This is a genomic window from Humibacter ginsengiterrae (genome assembly GCF_054780115.1).
The window spans coordinates 1-20,346 of the sequence record NZ_BAAGWY010000027.1 but is presented as its reverse complement, the minus strand read 5'-3'; the positions used below and the strand labels follow the sequence as shown (position 1 = coordinate 20,346).

At 69.1% G+C, this 20,346-nt stretch carries 16 protein-coding genes; 8 read left to right on the top strand and 8 right to left on the bottom strand.

Going from position 1 to position 20,346, the window contains the following annotated elements:
• Positions 1 to 206: 206 nt before the first annotated feature.
• The gene (locus ACYVII_RS18815; RefSeq protein WP_460537876.1) at positions 207 to 3,326 is read left to right on the top strand and encodes a glycoside hydrolase family 2 TIM barrel-domain containing protein; all 3,120 of its coding nucleotides are present in this window, start codon (positions 207 to 209) and stop codon (positions 3,324 to 3,326) included.
• 36 nt (positions 3,327 to 3,362) lie between these two features.
• Here the strand turns inward: ACYVII_RS18815 and ACYVII_RS18810 are convergent, their stop codons facing one another.
• Positions 3,363 to 5,348, bottom strand: coding sequence for an acyl-CoA dehydrogenase family protein (locus tag ACYVII_RS18810; RefSeq protein WP_460537875.1), 1,986 nt, complete (start codon positions 5,346 to 5,348; stop codon positions 3,363 to 3,365).
• Positions 5,349 to 5,459: 111 nt separating this feature from the next.
• Between ACYVII_RS18810 and ACYVII_RS18805 the strand changes: the two genes are divergently transcribed.
• Together ACYVII_RS18805 and ACYVII_RS18800 are read left to right on the top strand one after the other, a co-directional pair.
• Positions 5,460 to 5,678, top strand: a complete 219-nt coding sequence (locus ACYVII_RS18805) for a hypervirulence associated TUDOR domain-containing protein (RefSeq protein WP_460537874.1) — start codon at positions 5,460 to 5,462, stop codon at positions 5,676 to 5,678.
• A 2-nt stretch (positions 5,679 to 5,680) separates the two neighbouring features.
• Complete coding sequence (locus tag ACYVII_RS18800; RefSeq protein ID WP_460537873.1) at positions 5,681 to 6,208, top strand: DUF488 domain-containing protein; 528 nt, start codon at positions 5,681 to 5,683, stop codon at positions 6,206 to 6,208.
• 9 nt (positions 6,209 to 6,217) lie between these two features.
• On the opposite strand, the gene ACYVII_RS18795 is transcribed toward ACYVII_RS18800, so the two are convergent.
• The 3 genes from ACYVII_RS18795 to rsmI form a co-directional block, all read right to left on the bottom strand.
• Positions 6,218 to 6,667: a hypothetical protein gene (locus tag ACYVII_RS18795; RefSeq protein ID WP_460537872.1), complete on the bottom strand. Its 450-nt coding sequence runs from the start codon at positions 6,665 to 6,667 to the stop codon at positions 6,218 to 6,220.
• Between the two features lie 9 nt (positions 6,668 to 6,676).
• The gene (locus ACYVII_RS18790; RefSeq protein WP_460537871.1) at positions 6,677 to 7,288 is read right to left on the bottom strand and encodes a hypothetical protein; all 612 of its coding nucleotides are present in this window, start codon (positions 7,286 to 7,288) and stop codon (positions 6,677 to 6,679) included.
• 124 nt (positions 7,289 to 7,412) lie between these two features.
• Positions 7,413 to 8,228 carry a 16S rRNA (cytidine(1402)-2'-O)-methyltransferase gene (gene rsmI, locus ACYVII_RS18785; RefSeq protein ID WP_460537877.1) on the bottom strand — a complete coding sequence of 272 codons (816 nt, stop codon included), beginning with the start codon at positions 8,226 to 8,228 and terminating at the stop codon, positions 7,413 to 7,415.
• A 63-nt stretch (positions 8,229 to 8,291) separates the two neighbouring features.
• Here rsmI and ACYVII_RS18780 point away from each other — a divergent pair, with 63 nt between their 5' ends.
• From ACYVII_RS18780 to ACYVII_RS18765, 4 genes are read left to right on the top strand one after another with little or no spacing between them, the layout of a single operon-like run.
• Complete coding sequence (locus ACYVII_RS18780; RefSeq protein WP_460537870.1) at positions 8,292 to 9,935, top strand: dolichyl-phosphate-mannose--protein mannosyltransferase; 1,644 nt, start codon at positions 8,292 to 8,294, stop codon at positions 9,933 to 9,935.
• A gap of 53 nt (positions 9,936 to 9,988) precedes the next feature.
• Positions 9,989 to 11,575: a S53 family peptidase gene (locus ACYVII_RS18775; protein WP_460537869.1), complete on the top strand. Its 1,587-nt coding sequence runs from the start codon at positions 9,989 to 9,991 to the stop codon at positions 11,573 to 11,575.
• Positions 11,576 to 11,629: 54 nt separating this feature from the next.
• The gene (locus ACYVII_RS18770) at positions 11,630 to 12,922 is read left to right on the top strand and encodes an O-acetylhomoserine aminocarboxypropyltransferase/cysteine synthase family protein (protein WP_460537868.1); all 1,293 of its coding nucleotides are present in this window, start codon (positions 11,630 to 11,632) and stop codon (positions 12,920 to 12,922) included.
• Positions 12,922 to 13,497 (top strand): CoA-binding protein, encoded by a 576-nt coding sequence (locus ACYVII_RS18765; RefSeq protein WP_460537867.1) that lies wholly within the window; start codon positions 12,922 to 12,924, stop codon positions 13,495 to 13,497. The genes ACYVII_RS18770 and ACYVII_RS18765 overlap by 1 nt, the downstream gene beginning before the upstream one ends.
• A gap of 120 nt (positions 13,498 to 13,617) precedes the next feature.
• On the opposite strand, the gene ACYVII_RS18760 is transcribed toward ACYVII_RS18765, so the two are convergent.
• Positions 13,618 to 14,004 (bottom strand): hypothetical protein, encoded by a 387-nt coding sequence (locus ACYVII_RS18760; RefSeq protein WP_460537866.1) that lies wholly within the window; start codon positions 14,002 to 14,004, stop codon positions 13,618 to 13,620.
• 60 nt (positions 14,005 to 14,064) lie between these two features.
• Complete coding sequence (locus ACYVII_RS18755; RefSeq protein WP_460537865.1) at positions 14,065 to 14,664, bottom strand: class I SAM-dependent methyltransferase; 600 nt, start codon at positions 14,662 to 14,664, stop codon at positions 14,065 to 14,067.
• 212 nt (positions 14,665 to 14,876) lie between these two features.
• On the opposite strand from ACYVII_RS18755, the gene ACYVII_RS18750 reads away from it, so the two are divergent.
• Positions 14,877 to 18,170, top strand: a complete 3,294-nt coding sequence (locus ACYVII_RS18750) for an ATP-binding protein (RefSeq protein ID WP_460537864.1) — start codon at positions 14,877 to 14,879, stop codon at positions 18,168 to 18,170.
• Here ACYVII_RS18750 and ACYVII_RS18745 read toward each other — a convergent pair.
• Both ACYVII_RS18745 and ACYVII_RS18740 read right to left on the bottom strand, forming a co-directional pair.
• Positions 18,167 to 19,774, bottom strand: a complete 1,608-nt coding sequence (locus ACYVII_RS18745) for a PH domain-containing protein (protein ID WP_460537863.1) — start codon at positions 19,772 to 19,774, stop codon at positions 18,167 to 18,169. The two genes, ACYVII_RS18750 and ACYVII_RS18745, sit on opposite strands and share 4 nt — an antisense overlap.
• Entirely contained in the window at positions 19,771 to 20,214 is a 444-nt protein-coding gene (locus ACYVII_RS18740; protein WP_460537862.1) for a PH domain-containing protein, read from the bottom strand. Before ACYVII_RS18740 ends, ACYVII_RS18745 begins: the two co-directional genes overlap by 4 nt.
• Positions 20,215 to 20,346 lie beyond the last annotated feature (132 nt).

Here is a 20,346-nt window from a genome sequence, read left to right as displayed (position 1 = left end):
TGCGAGCACTGATCCACGTCCTCCACGAGACCACCGAGCCCGCCCGCCCCGAACTGCTCCTCACCGCCTAACCATCACCCACCCACAGGGAACAACAGCAGTGACACCACACCACGGGACTTGACCGCGTCATCCGACGAAATCGCATAAATTCGCACAAGGCGTTCACCCGCACTGAGCCGCCCATGCCGACCGAAGGAGCTCGAATGACCGCGTCACCACGAGGATTCGCCTCGCTTCACGGGCCCATCGCAGCCGTGTGGAGGCATCCGGAGATCACGTCGGTCGGACGCGAACGCAGCCACGCCGTGCCGAGAACCAGCGGCTACGACGGAGCGCCGCTGGATGACGTCATCGACCTGGACGGGACGTGGCGGTTCCAGCTGCTCCCGAGCCCGGAGGCCGATCTCGGGGACGCGTGGCGGGACATCCGCGTGCCAGGCGCCTGGTCATTGCAGGGCACCGACGACTTGCCGCAGTACCTCAACATCAGGATGCCGTTCCCCGACGCTCCCCCGCGCGTTCCGCATGCGAACCCGACCGGCGTCTACCGCCGCTCGTTCACGGTGCCCGATGGATGGAGCGGCCGCCGCATAGTGCTCAGCGTCGGCGCGGCGGAGAGCGTGCTGCTGGCAACCGTGAACGGTGTACAGGCCGGCGCGAGCAAGGGCAGCCGGCTGGCCGCGGAGTTCGACGTGACCGAGCTCGTGCACACCGGAGACAACGATCTCGAGCTGACAGTCGTGAAGTGGTCCGACGCCAGCTACATCGAAGATCAGGACCAGTGGTGGCTTGGCGGCATCACCCGAGGGGTGCGGCTGTATGCGACATCCCCCGTGTTCCTGCGCGACGTGCGCGTCGGCGCGGACTTCGACGCGGCATCCGGGACCGGACGCCTCGACGTGCAGGCGATCGTCGGCGCACCGCGCGACGTCACGCCCGCCGGGCTGAGCGTGCGGGCTCGGCTAGGTGCGGCATCCGTCCCTGCGCCGGTCGCCGCCCCGGTGTCGACACGACTCGTGGTCGATCCCGAGGACGGGCACGCGCAGGAGCTGCTCGCCCAGGTGCCGCTGGACGAGAACGTGTTCTCGCTGCATGCGAAGAACGCTGCACGGATGCCGCTGCCCGAGCCCGTGCGCACACTCGCCTCGATCGCGACCACCGTGAACTTCCCGGAACCGGACGGACGGGCATCCGTCTCGCTCGAGCTGCCGGATGCCTCGCCGTGGACCGCGGAGACTCCGACTCTGTACCCGGTCACGGTCGAGCTCGTCGACGAGGACGGCGCCGTGCTCGACACCGCTCGGCTGCGTGTCGGGTTCCGCCGGGTCGAGATCGTCGGGCAGGACCTGCTCGTGAACGGCCGTCGCATCATGCTGCAGGGCGTGAACCGGCACGAATTCGACCCGCGCACCGGTCGCACGCTCACGCGGGAGAAGATCGCCACCGAGCTGGCGAACCTGAAGCGGTGGGGGTTCAACGCGATCCGCACGTCGCACTATCCGAACGATCCCGCGTTCTACGACCTGGCCGATGAGTACGGGTTCTACGTGATCGACGAGGCCGACGTGGAAGCGCACGACTGGGCGTGGTCGATCTGCGACGACCCGCGCTATCTCAACCAGTTCGTGGACCGGGTATCGCGCATGGTGCTGCGCGACAAGAATCACCCCAGCATCATCATCTGGTCGCTCGGCAACGAGAGCGGGTCCGGCGTGAACCAGGACGCCGCCGCCGGCTGGGTGCGCGGCTACGACTCGACCCGTCCCGTGCACTACGAGGGGGCGATCGCGAAAGACTGGTACGGCGGGCACTTCCAGACCGACATCGTCTGCCCGATGTACCCGCCGATCGACGCGATCGTGGCCTACGCCGAGAGCGAGGGCGCCGACCGGCCGCTCATCATGTGCGAGTACAGCCACGCGATGGGCAACTCGAACGGGTCGTTCGACGACTACTGGGCGGCGATCCGCTCCACGCCCGGCCTGCAGGGCGGGTTCATCTGGGAGATGAAGGACCACGGCCTCGACCCCGACGGCGACGAGCACTACCGCTACGGCGGCGACTTCGGGCATGCCCTGAACGACGGCAACTTCTGCATCGACGGACTGCTCTTCCCCGACGGGTCGCCGCATCCGGCGATCTTCGAGGTACGGCGGGTGTTCTCCCCCGTGGAGATCGTGTCGGATGCCTCGGCAGCCCGGCAGGGAACGCTGCGCCTGCGCAATCGGCAGACGTTCGCGTCGCTGGAGGGGTTCACTATCGAGGCATCGGTGGCGCGCATCGACGGTGAGACGGGGGCCGTGCGCGTGGATGTCGCTGCGCGAGCCGGCGAGACCGCCGACGTCGCGCTGCCCCAGGAGCTCGTGCGCGGGCTGAGCGACGACGGTGCACTTGCGTTGCGGGCGACGGTGCGGACGGCGGCGGACTCCGTGTGGGCGCCCGCGGGCACCGAGCTCGCAGTGCTCGAGGTGAGGGTTGCGAAGCCGGGCTCGCCGAGCCAGGAGAGCGCGGCGAGCCGGCAGAGCGCGTCGGGCACGCAGACCGCGTCGGCCGGGGCGGCCGGGGTCGACCTCGATGAAGAAGGCGTCGTGCGCCACCGGCTGCTGGCATCCGGCCCCCGGCTGCAGCTGTGGCGAGCGCTCACCGACAACGACAAAGCGATCCCGGGTCTTCAGCGGCTGGAGGAAACCGGGCTGCGAGACGCGGTGCGAACGGTCGAAGCCGTGGAGCGCGATGGTGAGACGACACTCGTGCGGGCGAGGTACACCGCGTCTAGCGGACACATCGTGGAGCACACGCAGCGGGTGCGGGCATCCGACGGGGTTCTGGAGTTCCACGAGACGGTCGTGGTGCCCGAGTCGCTGCCTGACATCCCTCGGGTGGGCATCGAGTTCGCACTCGTGCCGGGCTTCGAACAGGTCGAGTGGGTGGGCGACGGGCCGCACGAGACCTATCCGGATCGGCGATCATCGGGCCTGCTGGGGCGCTGGGAATCGAGCGTCGACGACCTGCAGACGCCGTACGTGCGACCGCAGGAGAACGGGGCGCGGACCGGGGTGACGGCGGCGTCACTGAGTGACGGCACTCGGAGCGTGGGCCTGCGGTTCTCGGAGCCCGTGCTGTTCACGGCATCCCACCACAGCGTCGCCGATCTCGAGACGACCCCGCACTCGTGGGAGCTGTCGTGGCGCGGCGAGACCATCGTGCGCGCCGACGTCGCGCACCGCGGGCTGGGCACTGCCTCGGTAGGCCCCGAGCCCCTGCCGCGCTTCATCGTCGGTCCCGGCACCTACGAATGGAGCTGGTCGCTGGCGCTGGCCTGACCCGGAGATGCGAGGTCAGCCCGCCGCGAGTGCACGTCACCGATAGCGGCGGTGCACGCTCTCCTTCTCCGTGCCGTCGTACGCAGTGTCGGCGATCCAGGGTCCGGTTCCCTCCGACGCGTCGATCACGCCCTCCTCCAGCCACGTCATGTCGCCGTCCATCACGCGCGTCGTCAGCTTGCGGTCCACGTCGTCGGTGTTGTCCCACAGCTCGCGGAACAGCGTGTCGACCCGCTTTCGCGACTGACGACAGAACACGTCGGCGAGCTGGTAAGCGGACCGACCGCGTTGCGCGTCGCCGGAGCGGATCATCTCGGCCCTCGTGCACGAGGCGGCCATGGCGAACAGCTCCGCGCCGATGTCGACGATGCGTCCGAGGAACGCTTCCTTGTGCTCCAGACCCGCCTGCCACCTGCCCATCCCGTAGAACGTGGAGCGGGCGAGCTTGCGGGATGCCCGTTCCACGTAGCGCAGGTGGGCCGCGAGCGGGCCGAACTCGCCGTACGCGCCCGGCTCGTCGCCCTTGCCCACGACGAGCGACGGCAGCCACTTCGCGTAGAAGCCACTGGCGTGCGCCGCGGCCCTGGCCTTGGCGCGGAGGTCGGCGTCCGGGGAGGCGAGATCGCCTGCGGCCTTGAGGTGGGCATCCACCGCCTCGCGCGCGATGAGCAGATGCATGATCTCGGTGGATCCCTCGAAGATGCGGTTGATGCGCATGTCGCGGGTCTGCTGCTCGGCCGCGACGGCTCGTTCACCTCGCGCACTCAATGAGTCCGCGGTCTCGTAGCCGCGACCGCCGCGGATCTGTACGAGCTCGTCGGCCACCACGTAACCCATCTCGCTCGACCAGAGCTTCGCGAGCGCGGCCTCGATGCGAACATCCTTCATGCCGGAATCCGCGAGCTCGGCGGACAGCTCGAACACGGCCTCGAGCGCGAACGCGGTCGCGGCGATGAACGCGATCTTCGTGGCGACGGCCTCGTGCTGCGCGATCGGACGGCCCCACTGGACGCGCGCCGCCGACCACTCGCGGGCGATTTTCAGCGACCACTTTCCGGCTCCGGCGCACAACGCCGGGATCGAGAGCCGGCCGGTGTTCAGGGTGGTCAGCGCGATCTTGAGACCCTGGCCCTCGCGGCCGAGCCGGTTCTCGGCGGGCACGCGCACCCGGTGGAAGCGGGTGACGCCGTTCTCGATGCCCTTCAACCCCATGAACGCGTTCCGGTTCTCCACCGTGATGCCGGGCGAGTCCGCCTCGACGACGAACGCGGTGATGCCGCCCTTCTGCCCGTCGTGCTCCGGCACCCGCGCCATGACAACGAGGAGTTCGGCGATCACGCCGTTCGTGGTCCAGAGCTTCACGCCGTCGAGCAGGTAGGCAGAGCCGTCGTCGGTGGGTGTCGCTGTCGCGGCCATCCTCGCCGGGTCGGAGCCGACATCCGGTTCGGTGAGCAGGAACGCCGAGATCGCGCCGGCAGCACAGCGCGGCAGGTACGTCTTCTTCTGCTCCTGGGATCCGAAGAGCTTCACCGGCTCGGGCACGCCGATCGACTGGTGGGCAGACGCCAGCGCGCCGATGGAGGGGTGCACCGAGCCGATCAGCATCAGCGCACGCCCGTAGTACAGCAGGCTGAGCCCGAGACCGCCGTACTCCTGCGGGATCTTCATGCCGAAGACGCCCAGCTCCGACAGCGCGGCGACGTACTCGTCGGGGATGCGCGCCTCGCGTTCGATTCGTCGGCCGTCGAACGTCTCGCACACGGCACGCAACCGTGCCAGGAACTCCTCGCCGCGCTCGATGTCGTGCGCGTCGCCGCGCGGATGCGGGTGGATCAGCGACAGGTCGAAGCCGCCCAGGTAGAGGCCCTTCGCGAAGCTCGGTCGCTCCCACTCGGTCTCGCGTGCCGCCTCCGCCGTCTCGCGTGCCGCGCGCTCCCCCACGTCGGTCGTCTGCGGGCCCGTCTCGGTGCCAACCTTCGGCGCCGCCTTGTCGCCGGTTGCCGGCTGCGTCTCCGTGCTCATGTGCCGCCTCCCCCTCGAAGCCACTGCACCTGCACTCTCATGCTAGGCACGCGGCCGCTCAAGCAACGAGACTGATTGAACCGCCACCACAATCGGTGCAGAGGAGGCACGATGACCAGACGCTTTGCGGTCGGCGACCACGTGAAGTGGAACTCGGAGGCAGGCCACGTGTCCGGCACGATCGTGGCCGTGCACACCGCCGACTTCGACTACAAGGGCTACACGCATCACGCGTCGCAGGATGATCCGCAATACGAGATCGCCAGCGACAAGACCGGGCACGTCGCAGCGCACAAGGGCGCGGCGCTGATATTGATGCCCGACGACTGACGGTGCCGTTCTTCACTGTCGGACACTCCGACCGCACGATCGAGGCGTTCCTCGAAGCGCTGCAGACGGCCGGGGTCGAGGCCCTGGTCGACGTTCGCAAGCTGCCTGGGTCGCGCAGCAATCCGCAGTTCGACGAAGACGTGCTGGCGCCCTCGCTCGCCAGTGCGGGCATCCGCTACCGGCACGAACCGGCGCTCGGCGGCCTGCGTGGAAGGTCGAAGACCGTGCCGCTCGAGGTGAACGGTCTCTGGCGCAACCGCAGCTTCCACAACTACGCGGACTACGCCACGGGCGACGAGTTCGCGGATGCCCTCGCGCGGCTTCGTGCGGAACGGTCGGAGCGCGCAACCGTCGTGATGTGCTCGGAGGCGGTGTGGTGGCGATGCCACCGCCGGATCATCGCCGACCACCTGCTCGCCCTCGGCGAGGATGTTCGGCACATCATGGCCGAGGGGCGAATCGACCGCGCGACGCTGACGCCGGGTGCGTTCGTGCACGCGGACGGTCAGGTGACATATCCGCCGGTCTGACTCCCGGCGCTACCACGCGGAGGCGACCTCGGCATGCGTGCGCAGGATGCCCTCGGTCGTCCCTTCGGGCGCTCGGCCGATGCCGCACTCGGTCGCAACACCGAAGACCGGCGCGTGCCTCAGCGCGGTGCGGATGCGCTGGCTCGCGCCGTCCGCGCCGTCCTCCCGGTGCACAAGTCCCAGGTACAGCTCGGTTTCATCGCTCAGCCGCAGCTCGTCCAGCGGCGCGAAGTAGGCGTCGTCGTCGCGCTCGATGGGCACCGGCAGGTGGATCCACGTGATCGCGCGAGGTGAGGCATCCGTCAGCATGTTCGCGTAGCGCACGAGGTTGCCGGCGTCGGTCGGCTCGATGAAGTGCTTCTCGGCGACGTCGCCGTAGCAGAGGTGGAAGCCGACCTCGACGTCGAGAGGCACGCGGGATGCCTGGTCTGCGGAGCGCTCCGTGAGGCCGGCCCACACGTCGTCTCCTCACCACGATTCTGCGCCACGGCCTCCGCGATGCGCGACGTCTTCGATGATGCCGAACTCGACCGCGTTGTCCCACTGCACGGCGAGATCCTCGTGCGGGATGGCATCCAGAATGGCGTCCAGCTCGCGGTACATCGCCTCGCGGTAGACGGGTTCGAAGGCGGCACGCTGGTCGGGCGGGAAGTACGCACCCACGACCGCAAGGGGCGTCGGAAGCGATACCTGGAACCGGGTACCCGGCTTGATGACTCCCTCGCCTCGCAGACGGCGGAAGATGCCGTATGACTCGAGCGCGGCCTCCGCATAGCCGAGCGGTGGCAGCCGGAGCGCCGCCGGATCGACGCCATCGGCGATGCGGAGCGGACGGGCATCCAGCATGCGCAACGGAATCGGATGCTCCCCCACGCGCTCGATGCCCTCCGCCTGTCCGAGAACGTCGGGCTGGAACATGATCCAGTGGAACCGCTTGCCCGGCTCGCCGTCCGGGATGCGCTTCAGCAACGGGCCCATCAGCTCGGCCGCGGTGCGCATCGTGGTCTCGGCGTCGTCGTAGTTCACGCTGCCGACGAGCAGCGCGCCCTGGGGTTGGGTCGTGGCGACGTCGTGACTCATGGGGCTCCTCCGGTTCGCAGGCAAAACTACCGGCAACAGGCAAGTTCTGCCTGTTCTCGCGATGAGAGCGCGACCATGCCTGTTTTCGGGTGAGTGGCAATCCACCGCGAGTCGAGACAGGCGCCTAGCGGCGAGCGCGGAGGGCGGCCTCGTAGAGGGTGCGGCGAGAAAGGCCGGTGGCGGCGGCGACGGATGCCGCGGCGTCCTTCAGGCTCTCGGTCGCGGTGAGCAGCAGCACCTCCTGCACCGCCGTGGCGAGGTCTACTGTGCGTGGCTTGGCCCCCGCGACGACGACCACGATCTCGCCGCGAACGCCGGCATCCGCCCATTCCGCCAGCTCGTCGGCCGTGCCGCGCCGCACCTCTTCGTGCAGCTTCGTGAGCTCGCGGCAGACGACAACCCGGCGCGAACCGCCGAGCGCGTGCGAGATCGCCCGCAGCGATTCGGCGAGCCGGTTCGGCGACTCGAAGAACACCATCGTGCGCTGCTCGTCGGCGAGGGCCCCCAGGGCGGATGCCCGCTCGCCCGGCTTGCGCGGCAGGAACCCCTCGAAGGTGAACCTATCCGTGGGCAGCCCGGAGACGGCGAGCGCAGTGAGAACGGCGCTCGCCCCGGGGATGGCGGTGACCGTCACGCCAGCCTCGATCGCGGCCGTGACCAGGTGGTACCCCGGATCGGAGACAGTGGGCATTCCGGCATCCGACAGCACGAGAACGTCGACGTCGCGAGCCTGCTCGACGAGGTCGGTCGAGCGCTCGCGCTCGTTGTGATCGTGCAGCGCGATCAAGCGGGGCCGGTTCTCGACGCGTAAGGCCTGAAGCAGCCGCTGGGTCACCCGGGTGTCTTCGGCGGCGACCACCTCGGCGTTCTCCAGCGCCTCCACGAGCCTGCGGGAGGCATCCCCCACATTGCCGATAGGCGTCGCCGCGAGGATGATCACGTGTCCAGTCATACCAGCCGGAGTGGTCACACCGGCGCCCGGCGACCTCATAGCATTGCGGTCGTGACTGCCGACCCCGCGACGACCGGTGCCCAGGCGTCGACCGCCGGACCGACCGGGTCGCGGCTCGACAGGTGGTTCGCCCGCACCGTCAACACCCCGGCCCGGCTGCGCTGGTACAACTGGGGTCTTCCCGGGCTGGTGACGCTGATCGCTGCCGTGACGAGGCTCTGGGCGCTCGGCGACCCGCACGCGCTCGTGTTCGACGAGACCTTCTACGTGAAGGATGCCTGGACCCTCATGCACAAGGGCTGGGAGGCTGCCTGGCCGGCGAACATCGACCCGCGGTTCGCCGACGGCGACGTGAACGCGTACACGAACGACCCGGAGTTCGTCGCGCATCCGCCGTTCGGCAAGTGGATGATCGCCGCCGGCCTCGCCCTGTTCGGAGCGCAGAACACGGTGGGCTGGCGCATCTCCACCGCAGTCGTCGGCATCCTCGCGGTGGTCGTGCTGATGCTGATCGCGAAGCGGATGTTCCGCTCCACGTTGATCGCCGCGCTCGCCGGATTCCTGATGGCGATCGACGGCAACGCCATCGTGATGAGCCGGGTGGCGATCCTCGACAACTCCGTGATGTTCCTCGCGCTGCTCGCGTTCGGCTGCCTGCTGCTGGACCGCACGTGGCAGCAAAAGCGACTGGCCGCGTGGATCGCCCGGCGGAGGGCAGAGGGGCGTGAGCTCGGCTGGGGTCCGTGGATGTGGTGGCGTCCGTGGCTGCTGGTCGCAGGCATCCTGCTCGGCCTCGACGCCGGCGTGAAGTGGACCGGGTTCTACTTCCTCGCGTTCTTCGCGGTGTACCTGGTGATCGTGGACGTGCTGGCAAGGCGCCGTGCCGGCATTCCGTTTTGGCCGGAGGCGGGCATCCTCAAGGGGGGCATCGTCTCGTTCGTGCTCATGGTGCCGCTCGCGTTCATCACCTACGTGGGCACCTGGGCCGGGTGGCTGCTCAACCCGGGAGGCTACTACCGCGACTGGGTGCAGACGACCGCCGACGCGAAATGGACCGGTCTTCTGTCGTGGGTTCCGGACTGGGCGCAGAACCTCTGGCACTACCAGTCGGAGATGTACGGGTACTCGATCAACCTGCACACGCCGCATCCGTACCAGTCGAACCCGCTGACGTGGATGCTCATGCTGCGGCCGACGAGCATGTACTACGTCGGCACGAAGTTCGGGGTGAACGGATGCACATCGCCGGGCGGATGCTCGTCCGCGATCACCGAGCTCGGCAACCCGATCATCTGGTGGGCGGGCACCGCCGCCGTGATCTACCTCGTCTACCGGCTGATCCGCTACCGGAACTGGCGGCACGGCGTGATCCTGATGGGACTCGCCGCCGGGTACCTGCCGTGGATGCTCTACGCCGGGCGCACCATCTTCACCTTCTATTCGATCGCGTTCGCACCCTACGTCTACCTGGCACTCGCGGCGGTGTTCATGCTCATCGTCGGCAGACCCACGGATGACTCCTACCGCCGCGTGCGAGGGCTCTCGCTGCTCGCGGTGTTCCTCGCCGTCGTCGTCATCGTGACGGTGTTCTTCTACCCGTTGTGGACGGGCATGCAGATCCCGTTCTGGTACTGGCAGCTGCACATGTGGCTGCCGAACGTCGTGACCGGCATCGGCACCATCGGGTGGATATAGCGACGCACGCGCAAGTCCTGTTCGGTGTCGCACCCCGGTGGTAAGCCGTAGACATGAGCGATAACCAGCCCCCCTCGAACGAACAGGCACCGTCGAACGAGCTGCCCGGCAGCCACCGTGAGCCGTTGACCTCGTCGACGACCCCGATCCCCGACGACGAGCAGGTCGAAGCCACGCTCATCCTGCGCAGACGGGAGCCGGTTCCCGACGAGGTGCTGCGCAACCCGCTCCCGCGCGACGAGTTCGTGCGGCGCTATGGGGCGGACCCCGCCGACATCGATGCGGTCGTGGCCGAGGCGAAGGCGGCCGGCGCCGAGGTGATCTCGGTGGATGCCGGCGAGCGGCGCATCCGCATCAGGGCCAAGGCGAGCGTGGTGCAGGGGTTGTTCGGCACCACCCTGGAGAGCGCCACCCACGAGCCTCGCGACGGCCAGACTGTGACGTTCCGGCAGCGGACCGGGCCGCTCACCGTGCCGGAGCCGATGCGTGACCGCGTGGTCGCCGTACTCGGCCTCGACGACCGCCCGCAGGCCAGGGCGCACTTCGTCTCCGTGTCGACCTCCGCTGCCGCCGTCAGCTACTCCCCCGACCAGGTGGCCGACATCTACCGGTTCCCTGCAGGAACTGACGGCACCGGCCGCACCGTCGCCATCATCGAGCTCGGTGGCGGGTTCGACCAGGCCGACCTCGACGCCTACTTCGGTGAACTCGGCATCGCAACGCCGAAGGTGACGGCGGTGGGCGTCGACGGGGCATCCAATCAACCCGGCGGCGACCCGAACGGCGCGGACGGCGAGGTGCTGCTCGACATCGAGGTGATCGGGGCGATAGCCCCGAAGGCCGACATCGTCGTCTACTTCACACCCAACACCGACGCCGGGTTCGTGGATGCCGTCACCCGCGCCGCGCACGCCGAGCCCACGCCCGACGCGATCAGTATCAGCTGGGGCGAGAGCGAAGACTCCTGGACCGCGCAGGCCCGCACCGCGTTCGACGACGCCCTCGTGGATGCCGCGGGCCTCGGCGTCACCGTCACCGCGGCCGCCGGCGACGACGGAAGCGCCGACCGCGTGACCGACGGCAAGGCGCACGTCGACTTTCCGGCATCCAGCCCGCACATCCTGGCGTGCGGGGGCACGAGCCTGAACGCGAACCCCTCCACCGACCGGGTGACCTCAGAAGTGGTCTGGAACGACGGGCCGGGGCACGGAGCCACCGGTGGCGGCGTCAGCGACTCATTCGGTCTGCCGAGCTGGCAGGCCAAGGTGGGCGTGCCGAAGACGGCGAGCGGGAACGCCGGGCGTGGGGTGCCCGATGTGGCCGGCGACGCCGACCCGCAGACCGGGTACAAGGTGCGGGTCGACGGCACCGACACGGTGATCGGCGGAACGAGCGCCGTCGCACCGCTCTGGGCTGCGCTGACCGCACGGCTCGTGCAGGCCACCGGCACGCGCCTCGGGCTGCTCTCCCTGCACGTGTATCCAGATGCCACGGCCACCGCGACCGCGCCTGGGTTCCGCGACATCGTGACCGGCAACAACGGCGCATACAGCGCTCGCGCCGGGTGGGATGCCTGCACCGGTCTCGGGGTACCAGATGGCGACGCGCTGTTGAAGGCGCTGCAGGCATCCGCGGGTTGACGTCGTGTTACGGCCGGTCCCGCCCGCTGCGCGAAGCTCCGTTACGGTAGCGGGGTGGCAGACCGCGAATTCGGCTTTCGCACGCGTGCGATCCATGCCGGCAATATCCCCGATCCCGTGACCGGCGCCCGTGCGCTCCCCATCTACCAGACGACAGCGTTCGTCTTCGACGACTCGGCGGATGCCGCCGCGCGGTTCGCACTGCAGAAGTACGGCAACATCTACTCGCGCCTGAACAACCCGACGGTCGCGTCATTCGAGGAGCGCATCGCCAGCCTCGAAGGCGGGCTCGGCGCCGTCGCCACGGCATCCGGCCTCAGCGCGCAGTACATCACCTTCGCAAGCCTCGCCGGCGCGGGCGACCAGGTCGTGGCATCCGCCAGCCTGTACGGCGGATCGGTCACTCAGCTCGACGTGACGCTGCGCCGGTTCGGTGTCGAGACCATCTTCGTCGACAGCGACGACCCCGCCGACTACGCCGCCGCGATCACGGACAAGACCAAGCTCGTGTTCGCCGAGACCATCGCGAATCCCTCGGGCGCGATCGCCGACCTCGAGGGCCTCGCCGAGGTTGCGCATGCCGCAGGAGTGCCGCTGGTCGTCGATTCGACGATCGCGACTCCGTACCTGAACCGGCCGATCGAGTGGGGTGCCGACATCGTCACGCACTCGGCGACCAAGTTCCTCGGCGGCCACGGCACCACGCTCGGCGGCGTCGTGATCGAGTCCGGCCGGTTCGACTGGCACAACCCGCGCTTCCCGCTGTTCAGTGAGCCCGTGCACACGTACGGCAACCTGCAGTGGAACGGCAACTTCGGCGAGTATGCGTTCCTCACCAGGCTGCGTGCGGAGCAGCTGCGCGACATCGGCCCGGCGCTGGACCCGTTCGCCGCGTTCCTGCTCGCACAGGGCGTCGAGACACTGCCCCTCCGCATGCGTGCGCACATCGCGGGGGCGCGTGCCGTCGCGGAATGGCTCGATGCCGATCCGCGCATCGAGCACGTGTACTGGGCCGGACTTCCGTCGCACCCGCACCACGAACGCGCGAAGAAGTACCTGCCCGAGGGGCCGGGAAGCGTGTTCAGCTTCGTCGTGAAGGGCGGCCGCGAGGTGGGGCAGGGCTTCATCGAGTCGGTCGACCTCGCCAGCCACCTGGCGAACATCGGCGATGCGAAGACGCTGGTCATCCATCCGGCATCCACGACGCACGCCCAGCTGACCGAGCAGCAGCTGCACGATGCGGGAGTGCTGCCTGGGCTCGTGCGGATCAGCGTCGGCATCGAAGACCCGGACGACATCATCTACGATCTGGACCAGGCGCTCACCAGGGCGCTGGAGGGCAAGTGATGAGCACTGCGACGGACACGACGGTCACCCAGCTTCCGAACGGCCTCAGTTGCGAGCTGCCCGCCGATTCGCCGCTCGCGCGACTCCTGCGATCGCAGCGCACTTGGGTGGGCCCCGACGCGAAGCAGCGGTTGGGCATCCTTCAGCGAGCCAAGTCGGTGGCGATCGTCGGCGCGTCGTCGAACCCGTCGCGCGCGAGCTACTTCGTCGGCACCTACCTGCTGCAGTCCAGCGACTACCGGGTGTACTTCGTGAATCCGAACGCCGACACCATCCTGGGGCAGCCGGTGTACAAGTCGCTCGCGGCCCTGCCCGAGGTTCCCGACATCGTGGATGTCTTCCGCAAGCCCTCCGACATCCCCTCGGTGATCGACGAGGTCGTCGCGGTCGGTTCCCCCACTGTGTGGGTGCAGCTGGGCATCTGGAACGAGGATGCCGCCCGCTACGGCGAGGAGAAGGGCCTCACGGTCGTCATGGACCGGTGCATCAAGATCGAGCACGCCCGCTTCAACGGAAACCTTTATCTCTTCGGCTTCGACACTGGGGTCATCTCGGCGCGCAAGACCGCGCGCTGAGGCCTCGCCTCCCGCGTCGGCGCCGACCCACCCTGAAGATGCCCAGCCACCCTCGAATTCGCGCAATTCAGAGGGTGGCTCGGCAATTCAGAGGTGGTTCGGCGGGCCGGGCTTCTGACGTCAGTGCCAGGGCGGCGCGGCCGGCGCGGCCGTGCGCAACGTGTTAGGCATCGGGAACGAGACCGTGTACTCGAGTAGCGGGATGTCGATGGCGCCCCAGTCGTCGCGCTTCACGCGGATCTCCTCCGTCGACACCTCGGTGATGCGCACTCGCAGCCACCGTCCATCATCGAGCAGCAGCTCGTAGGGATCGGCTAGGTAACCGATCCCTAGCTCCTCCAGCGTCTCCTCCGCGCTCAGCCAGTCGACAGCATGCGTGCGCTCCCGCCCCAGCAGGTCGACGACCACGAAATCGCCGTCGCCTTCATCGTCGCGGGCAGGGCGGATCCAGCCCACGAGTTCGCGGTCGTGGCGGCGGTGTTCGATCCAGTCGGCGGGAACGGGCATGCCTCGAACCTACCGGGAGCTCGCCAGAAGGTCAGGTATGAAGCAATCCCGTGCCCACCCTCAGCGCACAACACGCGCCACGATGTGGAACACGTGCCAGTGCTTCGGGCCGGCGAACGAGGCGCCGTCACGGTCGTCCTCCTGCAGCAGGAGCACGTCGAGCCCGTCGAGCAGACGATCGACGTCGACGCGATCGTGCGTGTTGACATCCGGCCACTGAGCGAAGTCGTCGTGCGGCCCGAACAGTTCACCGGCGAAGAGGCCGCCGGAGCGCAGCGACGAGCGGATGCCCGACCACAGCCGCGCGAACACGTCGCCGGAGCAGAACGGCAGCGCGAATCCCGCGTAGACGACGTCTGCGGCCGGAAGCCCGCCACCGGCGAGCTCCTCGAAAGATGCCCGCCGCACCGTCAGTCGCTCGAGCTCCCCCTCCGGCACGCCCGCCGTGACCCGCTCGACGACGCCCGGGTCGGAGTCGAGCGCGAGCACGCGCCATCCGCGCCTGACGAGCGTCCTCGACTCGACGCCGTCGCCGCAGCCGAGGTCGATGGCGTCGCCCGCCACGCAACCTCGTGCTTCACGCCAGGCATCCATCGCTGCGGTGAACGTGGGGCGCACCGCGCGGCCGGCCTGCGCAGTGTAGAAGTCGGACCAGTCCATGGCCCCATCCTGACCGCACCGTGCACACTCCCGGTCTTCTCGGGCACATCGAAACGTCAAAAGGTGCGGCCATCGGAAGCGATTCCAGCATTTTTCGACTTCTCGAGTGCGAGGGCGCGTTGCGAACGCGTTCGTAGCCTCTGAGGCTCAATCGGGTCTGCCCCGCGAGCGAGTTCGCAGCTCTCCCCTCAATCGCCTCTAGACTCGGCACAATGAGCCTGCCGAGCCGCGCGACCTGCCGGGTCGCCGTACTCGGTCCTGTGCTGGTGGAATCCTCGTCGGGCGACTGCGTGGAGCCGGGCGGCGCGACAGCGAAGGCGCTGGTCGTCGCACTGGTGCTCGCCCGCGGTTCGCTCTCGGTGCGCGGCATCGCCGACGACCTCTGGCAGGACGACCCGCCGCGCAATGAGAAAGCGGCGTTGCAGACGCTCGTGTCGCGGGTGCGATCCGTCGCCGCCGATGGTCTCATTGTCTCCACGCCCGGCGGGTACGCACTCGGCGGCAGCGGCGAGCCGCATCAGACCGACCTCGCCGAGGCGACGCGGGCCAGGGATGACGCGCGCGGTGCGATCGACCGGGGCGACTGGCGCGACGCGGAGGCGCGGGCATCCGAAGGGCTGCGGCTGTGGCGAGGCGAACCGGGCGCCGATCTCGGCCAGACGGAACTGGGCGATCGGCTCGCGTCCGTCGCCGCCGCGCTGCATCGAGACCTGACGCTGATGAGAGCCACCGCCCGCGCAGAGACCGGCGATGCCCACGGTGCGCTCGCGGATCTCGCTGCGCTCGCCGAGGCGGCCCCGCTGGACGAGACGGTCGAGCTGCTGCGGCTGAAGGCCATCGCGGCGGGCGGACGGACGAACGACGCGATCCGCGAGTTCGGCGAGTTCCGTGAGCGCCTACGCGACGAGCTCGGCACCGATCCATCGGCCGAACTCGTGGCCTTCAACGCCGAGTTGCTCCGAGCGCCGCAGGCGAAGGTGGAACCTGCACGTACGATGCGGGCGGGCATCCGTGTTCCACCGAACGAGCTGGTGGGACGTGACGATGACATCGCGGCGGTCGAGGAGCTGATGACTTCCGCACGGCTGACCACGATCCTGGGAGCGGGCGGCCTCGGCAAGACTCGGCTCGCGCAGGCTCTGGCGGCAAGGGCGGCCGACGGTGTCGGCAGCGGCGAGCGGATGCCCGGGGTCGCCGTCGTCGAGCTGGCCAGCGTGCGCACCGGTGACGACGTGCCGCTCGCGCTGGCGTCGACCCTCGGCATCCGCGAGTACACCGGTACACGTCTCACGCTGAGCGATCCGGTTGTACGGGTGGATGTGCGCGCTCGCATCCTCGGCGCGCTGGGCGAGCGGCCGACGCTGCTCGTGATGGACAACTGCGAGCACCTCATCGACGCGGCCGCGGAGTGGATCGCGGACATCCTGGCGTCGACACGCGGCGTGCGCGTGCTCGCCACCAGCCGCGCGCCCCTCATGATCGCGGCCGAGCAGGTGTATCAGCTCGAGCCTCTGCCCGCGACCTCAGACGACGAGGGGGTACGACCGGGACCCGCCGTCGCGCTGTTCATCGAGCGAGCGCGGGCTGCACGACCCTCCGTCGTTCTGCCGGTGGAGATCATCGAGCGACTGTGCGAGAAGCTCGACGGGCTTCCTCTGGCCATCGAGCTCGCGGCGGCGCGGGTGCGCTCGATGTCGGTCGAGGAGATCGAGCGCCGCATCGGCAACCGGTTCGCGCTGTTGCGCGGCGGCGACCGAGCAGCGCCCGAGCGCCACCGCACGCTGCTGAAGGTGATCGACTGGAGCTGGAACCTGTTGCACACCTCGGAGCAGTTCGCGCTGCGTCGCCTGTCGCTGTTCGTCGACGGGTTTTCAGCGGATGCCGCTGCCGCCGTGTGCGGATCGCTCGATGATGTGGACGCGGACCTTGAGGGCCTCGTCAACCAGTCCCTGCTCTCCGCCGTCGAGAGTCCGCACACCGGGCGGGTGCGCTATCGCATGCTCGAGACGGTGCGTGAATTCGGTGACCAGCGGCTGCAGGAGGCAGGCGAAGCGAATGACGTGGCCGCGATCATCCGTTCCTGGGCCGACGATTTCGCACTCACCGCTCTCGACACGACATACGGCGAGAAGCAGGTGGAGACGTTCCATCGCGTCGAGGAGGAACAGGACAACCTGGTCGCCGCGCTGCGCGATGCGATCACGGTGGGCGATCCGGCGACGGCAAGCAGTGTGTTCGCGGCGCTCGGAATGCATTGGACTCTGCGCGGTGCGCACGGCGAGGTGATGGGCCTCGCGCCACAGGTGCTGCAGACACTGCGCCGCTACGACCCGGACGAGACCCACCGCGACGCGACCATGGTCTCGCTCGGCATGATCGGCGCGACCTCGCTCGTCTCGGACGTGCGGCAGGGCATCCGCTCGATCGTCCGGGTTCGCAAGCTGCATGCCAGAGGGCCCGCGCGCGACCCACAACTGAACGCGATGCTCAGCCTGCTGCTGGTGATGCCCGACCTTCGCCAGGCGATGGACGTCGTGACGCGGCTGTGCACAGACGACGATCCGGCTGTCGCCTCCTTCGGTCTCATCATCCGTTCGCAGCTGATGGAGAACTCCGGCCGGCTCGACGCAGCCATCGCGGCCTGCGAGCAGGCATACGGGAAGGCGCAGCTCACGAAGGATGTCTGGACCCTCGGCATGGCCGCGCACAACCTCTCCCAGCTGCACAGCGAGCGCGGCGCCCCGACCGAGGTGCTCGCATGGGCGAAGCTGGCGCGCGCCAACCTGGAGCAGCTGAACGCCGGAGAGGACCTCCGCCAACTCGACTGGCTGGTGGCCGCGAACGAGGTGGTACTGGGGCGACCCGAGGACGCGCGGCCCGTGTTCGAGCAGCTCTCGCGGCTGCAAGGCGACCAGGACAGCTTCGACTGGAACGACTTGAAGGCGATCGGATTCGCAGGCCTTGCCGAGGTCGCCTCAGCCGAGGGCGACCTGGCGGAGTCGCGCCGGCTGTACGACGTTGCGGAGCGCATGTGGGGCGATCCGCCCGCCGGTCTCGCACCCTGGTACTACGGTGCCGCGGCCGGATACCTCGTGGCGTCGGTGCGGTGCGGTGGCGTCGACGATCCGCGCATCCGGTTGGTGGCCCGCCGCATCCGCAGTCGCATGCGGCGCGATGATCGTGTGCGGTCCGGCATGATCGACGTCCCGATCACCGGCGTGGCGGCGGTCGGCCTCGCCGTCTGGCTGCTCGCGACCCCGGACGAGGAGCCGGGCGCCCGTCACTGGCGCGCGACCGGACTCGAGCTTCTCGCCCTCGCCCGGGGCATCAGCGCTCGGCGCGATTTTCCGTCCATCGATCCCGAGCGCGCATTGGACGACGTGCGGAGCCGGCATCCGGAGCTCGACGTCGACGCCGCGATCCGGCAGGTGGATGCCCTGACGCTCGACGAGCGCACCGCCCGCCTGACCGAGGTGGTGCGTTCGATGCGACCGCTGTTCGTCTAGCGTCTGCTCGAGGCGATAGCGGATTCGGCCGTCGCTGGGGGTGTGCGCACCAGCACCTCGTCGGCGATGCGCCACGCCTCTGCGACCGGCACGTCGGGGATCGAGTACCGATGCCGGCCGGCGGCCGTCGTGGCGATCAGCGTCGCCAGTCCCGCCCGGCGCTGAAAGAACGAGCGTCGCACCGTGAAGCCGATGATGCCGGCCGTGTCGAGCACGGTTCGTTTGCGTGCCAGCGAGCCATGCCGGGTGACCAGCCGCGAGCGCAGCAGAACGTGGCCCAGTCCGCGCCAGCGGTCCTCGGCGAGAAGCGCCGCTGCCGGCACGATACCCGCGAACACGTACCACGCCGCGGGCGAGAGGTATCCGAGCAGCTGAGCCACAAGGACCACAACAGCGATCACGGCGACACCGGTCGCCGCCCGCGTGTACCGCCGCCGATGCGCACGCACCCCGTGCTTCCGCAGCTCGCAGGTGAGCGGGTCGGCGTCGCCGTCGAGCGGGCCGAGCACGGCCGCCGCGACGCGCATTCCGTCCCCGCGCGGTCCGGCGGGCTCGACCACCATGAGGCCTGCGCGGTCCCGCCCCAGTCCGGTCATGATCGCGTGCACGGATGCGCCGCCCACTGCCCGCAGCGACAGCGGCTCGCCCAGGCTGATGCCACGCAGACGCCGCTCGTCGAGTGTGACCTGCCGCGTGCGCAGCAGACCGTGACGCACGTGCAGAGTGGTGGCATCCGTCCGCCAGATGGCGAAGCCGCTGTAGACGAGCACGTAGCGCACGAGCGCGATGACCGAGGCCGCCACGATGAGCACGAACGCGGCGCCGATCGTGAGCTCCACCGGCGGGATGCGCCTGGCCGCGTCGATGCCTGCTCGCACGACGGGCAGTCGCACGAGCAGCCCGCCGTCGAAGAACTGAAGCTGCAGCGCGAAGAACGCGGCGGCGAACAGCGCGCCGACACCGGTGAGCGTGAACGGTGCGAACCGCGCCCATGACCACTTCCAGCCGCTGAAATCGCGGCCTGACGTCTCGGCATCCGCCATTTCGGCGCCTGAGCCTGTCCCAGGCAGCTCATGAGGTTCGGCACCCGAAGAGGTGCCGGGTCGTGGGCTCGGCGCAATCGGTGGAACTACGACGCCGTGCAGCAGCTCAGAACGCAGTCCGACGACGTCCGTGGCCGCGATGCCGTCGAAGTCCAGGCCGTCCTGCCCGTGCGAGGCGCTCGTGCCCACCTTCACCACGGCGAGCCCGACGAGGCGGTGCAGCAGGGTGGCATCGACGTCGACCGAGCGGATGCGCTCTCGCGGCACCGAGAGCATCCTGCGGTTCAGGAACCCGCGGCGCACCTGCACGTGCGTGGGTGTGATGCGATAGGTCGTCGTCACCCAGCGCAGGATGCCGATCACGATGCCGAGGCCGGACAGCGCGTACGTCCACCACGGTTCCCCGCCGACGGACCCGGCGACGACTGCGAGCAGCAGCACCGGCAGGTACCTGATGAGCTCGCGCACCGGGTGCACGAGCAGCATGCGCGGGTTCAGGCGGCGCCATGGCGTCGGGTCGGAGTCCGCATCGGCTGCCGGAGCAGCTTCGACGTCTGTCACGTCGCATCCCCCGGAGTCTGCTGCGCGACGGCGGTGAGCGTGGCGATCACGTCCCGCGCCACCGCGTCGTCGAGCGCGTGGATGCTCAGCGCACCTGCCGAGGACGCGGTCGTGACGGTGACGGTGGTCAGCCCGTAGATGCGGTGCAGGAACCCGCGGCGCGAGTCGACGGTCTGCAGGCGCGCGATCGGGGCGACGCGCGTCTCCTGGGTCAGCCATCCGCTGCGCACGAAAACGGCATCGTCGGTGATCTCCCACCGGTGCACCCGGTAGCGCCACTTCGGCATGATCGAGACGTGCACGATCGCCACCACCGCGGTGACCGCGAGGCCGCCGAGGTGCACGGGGCTGGTCCAGGCATCCGCGAACAGCATCCAGACGAGCTGAAGGCCGACGAAGATGCACCAGCCGACCACGGCGTTCCATGCCCAGAAAGCCACAGCGCGCCGGCTCAGAGGCGCTCATGGATTGCTCCTCCACGCTTCCGTTCTACGCCTTGCGCATGTAGGCGCGCACCGTGAGCGGGGCGAAGATCGCCACGATCACGGCGGCGCCGAGAAGCGAGATCCACA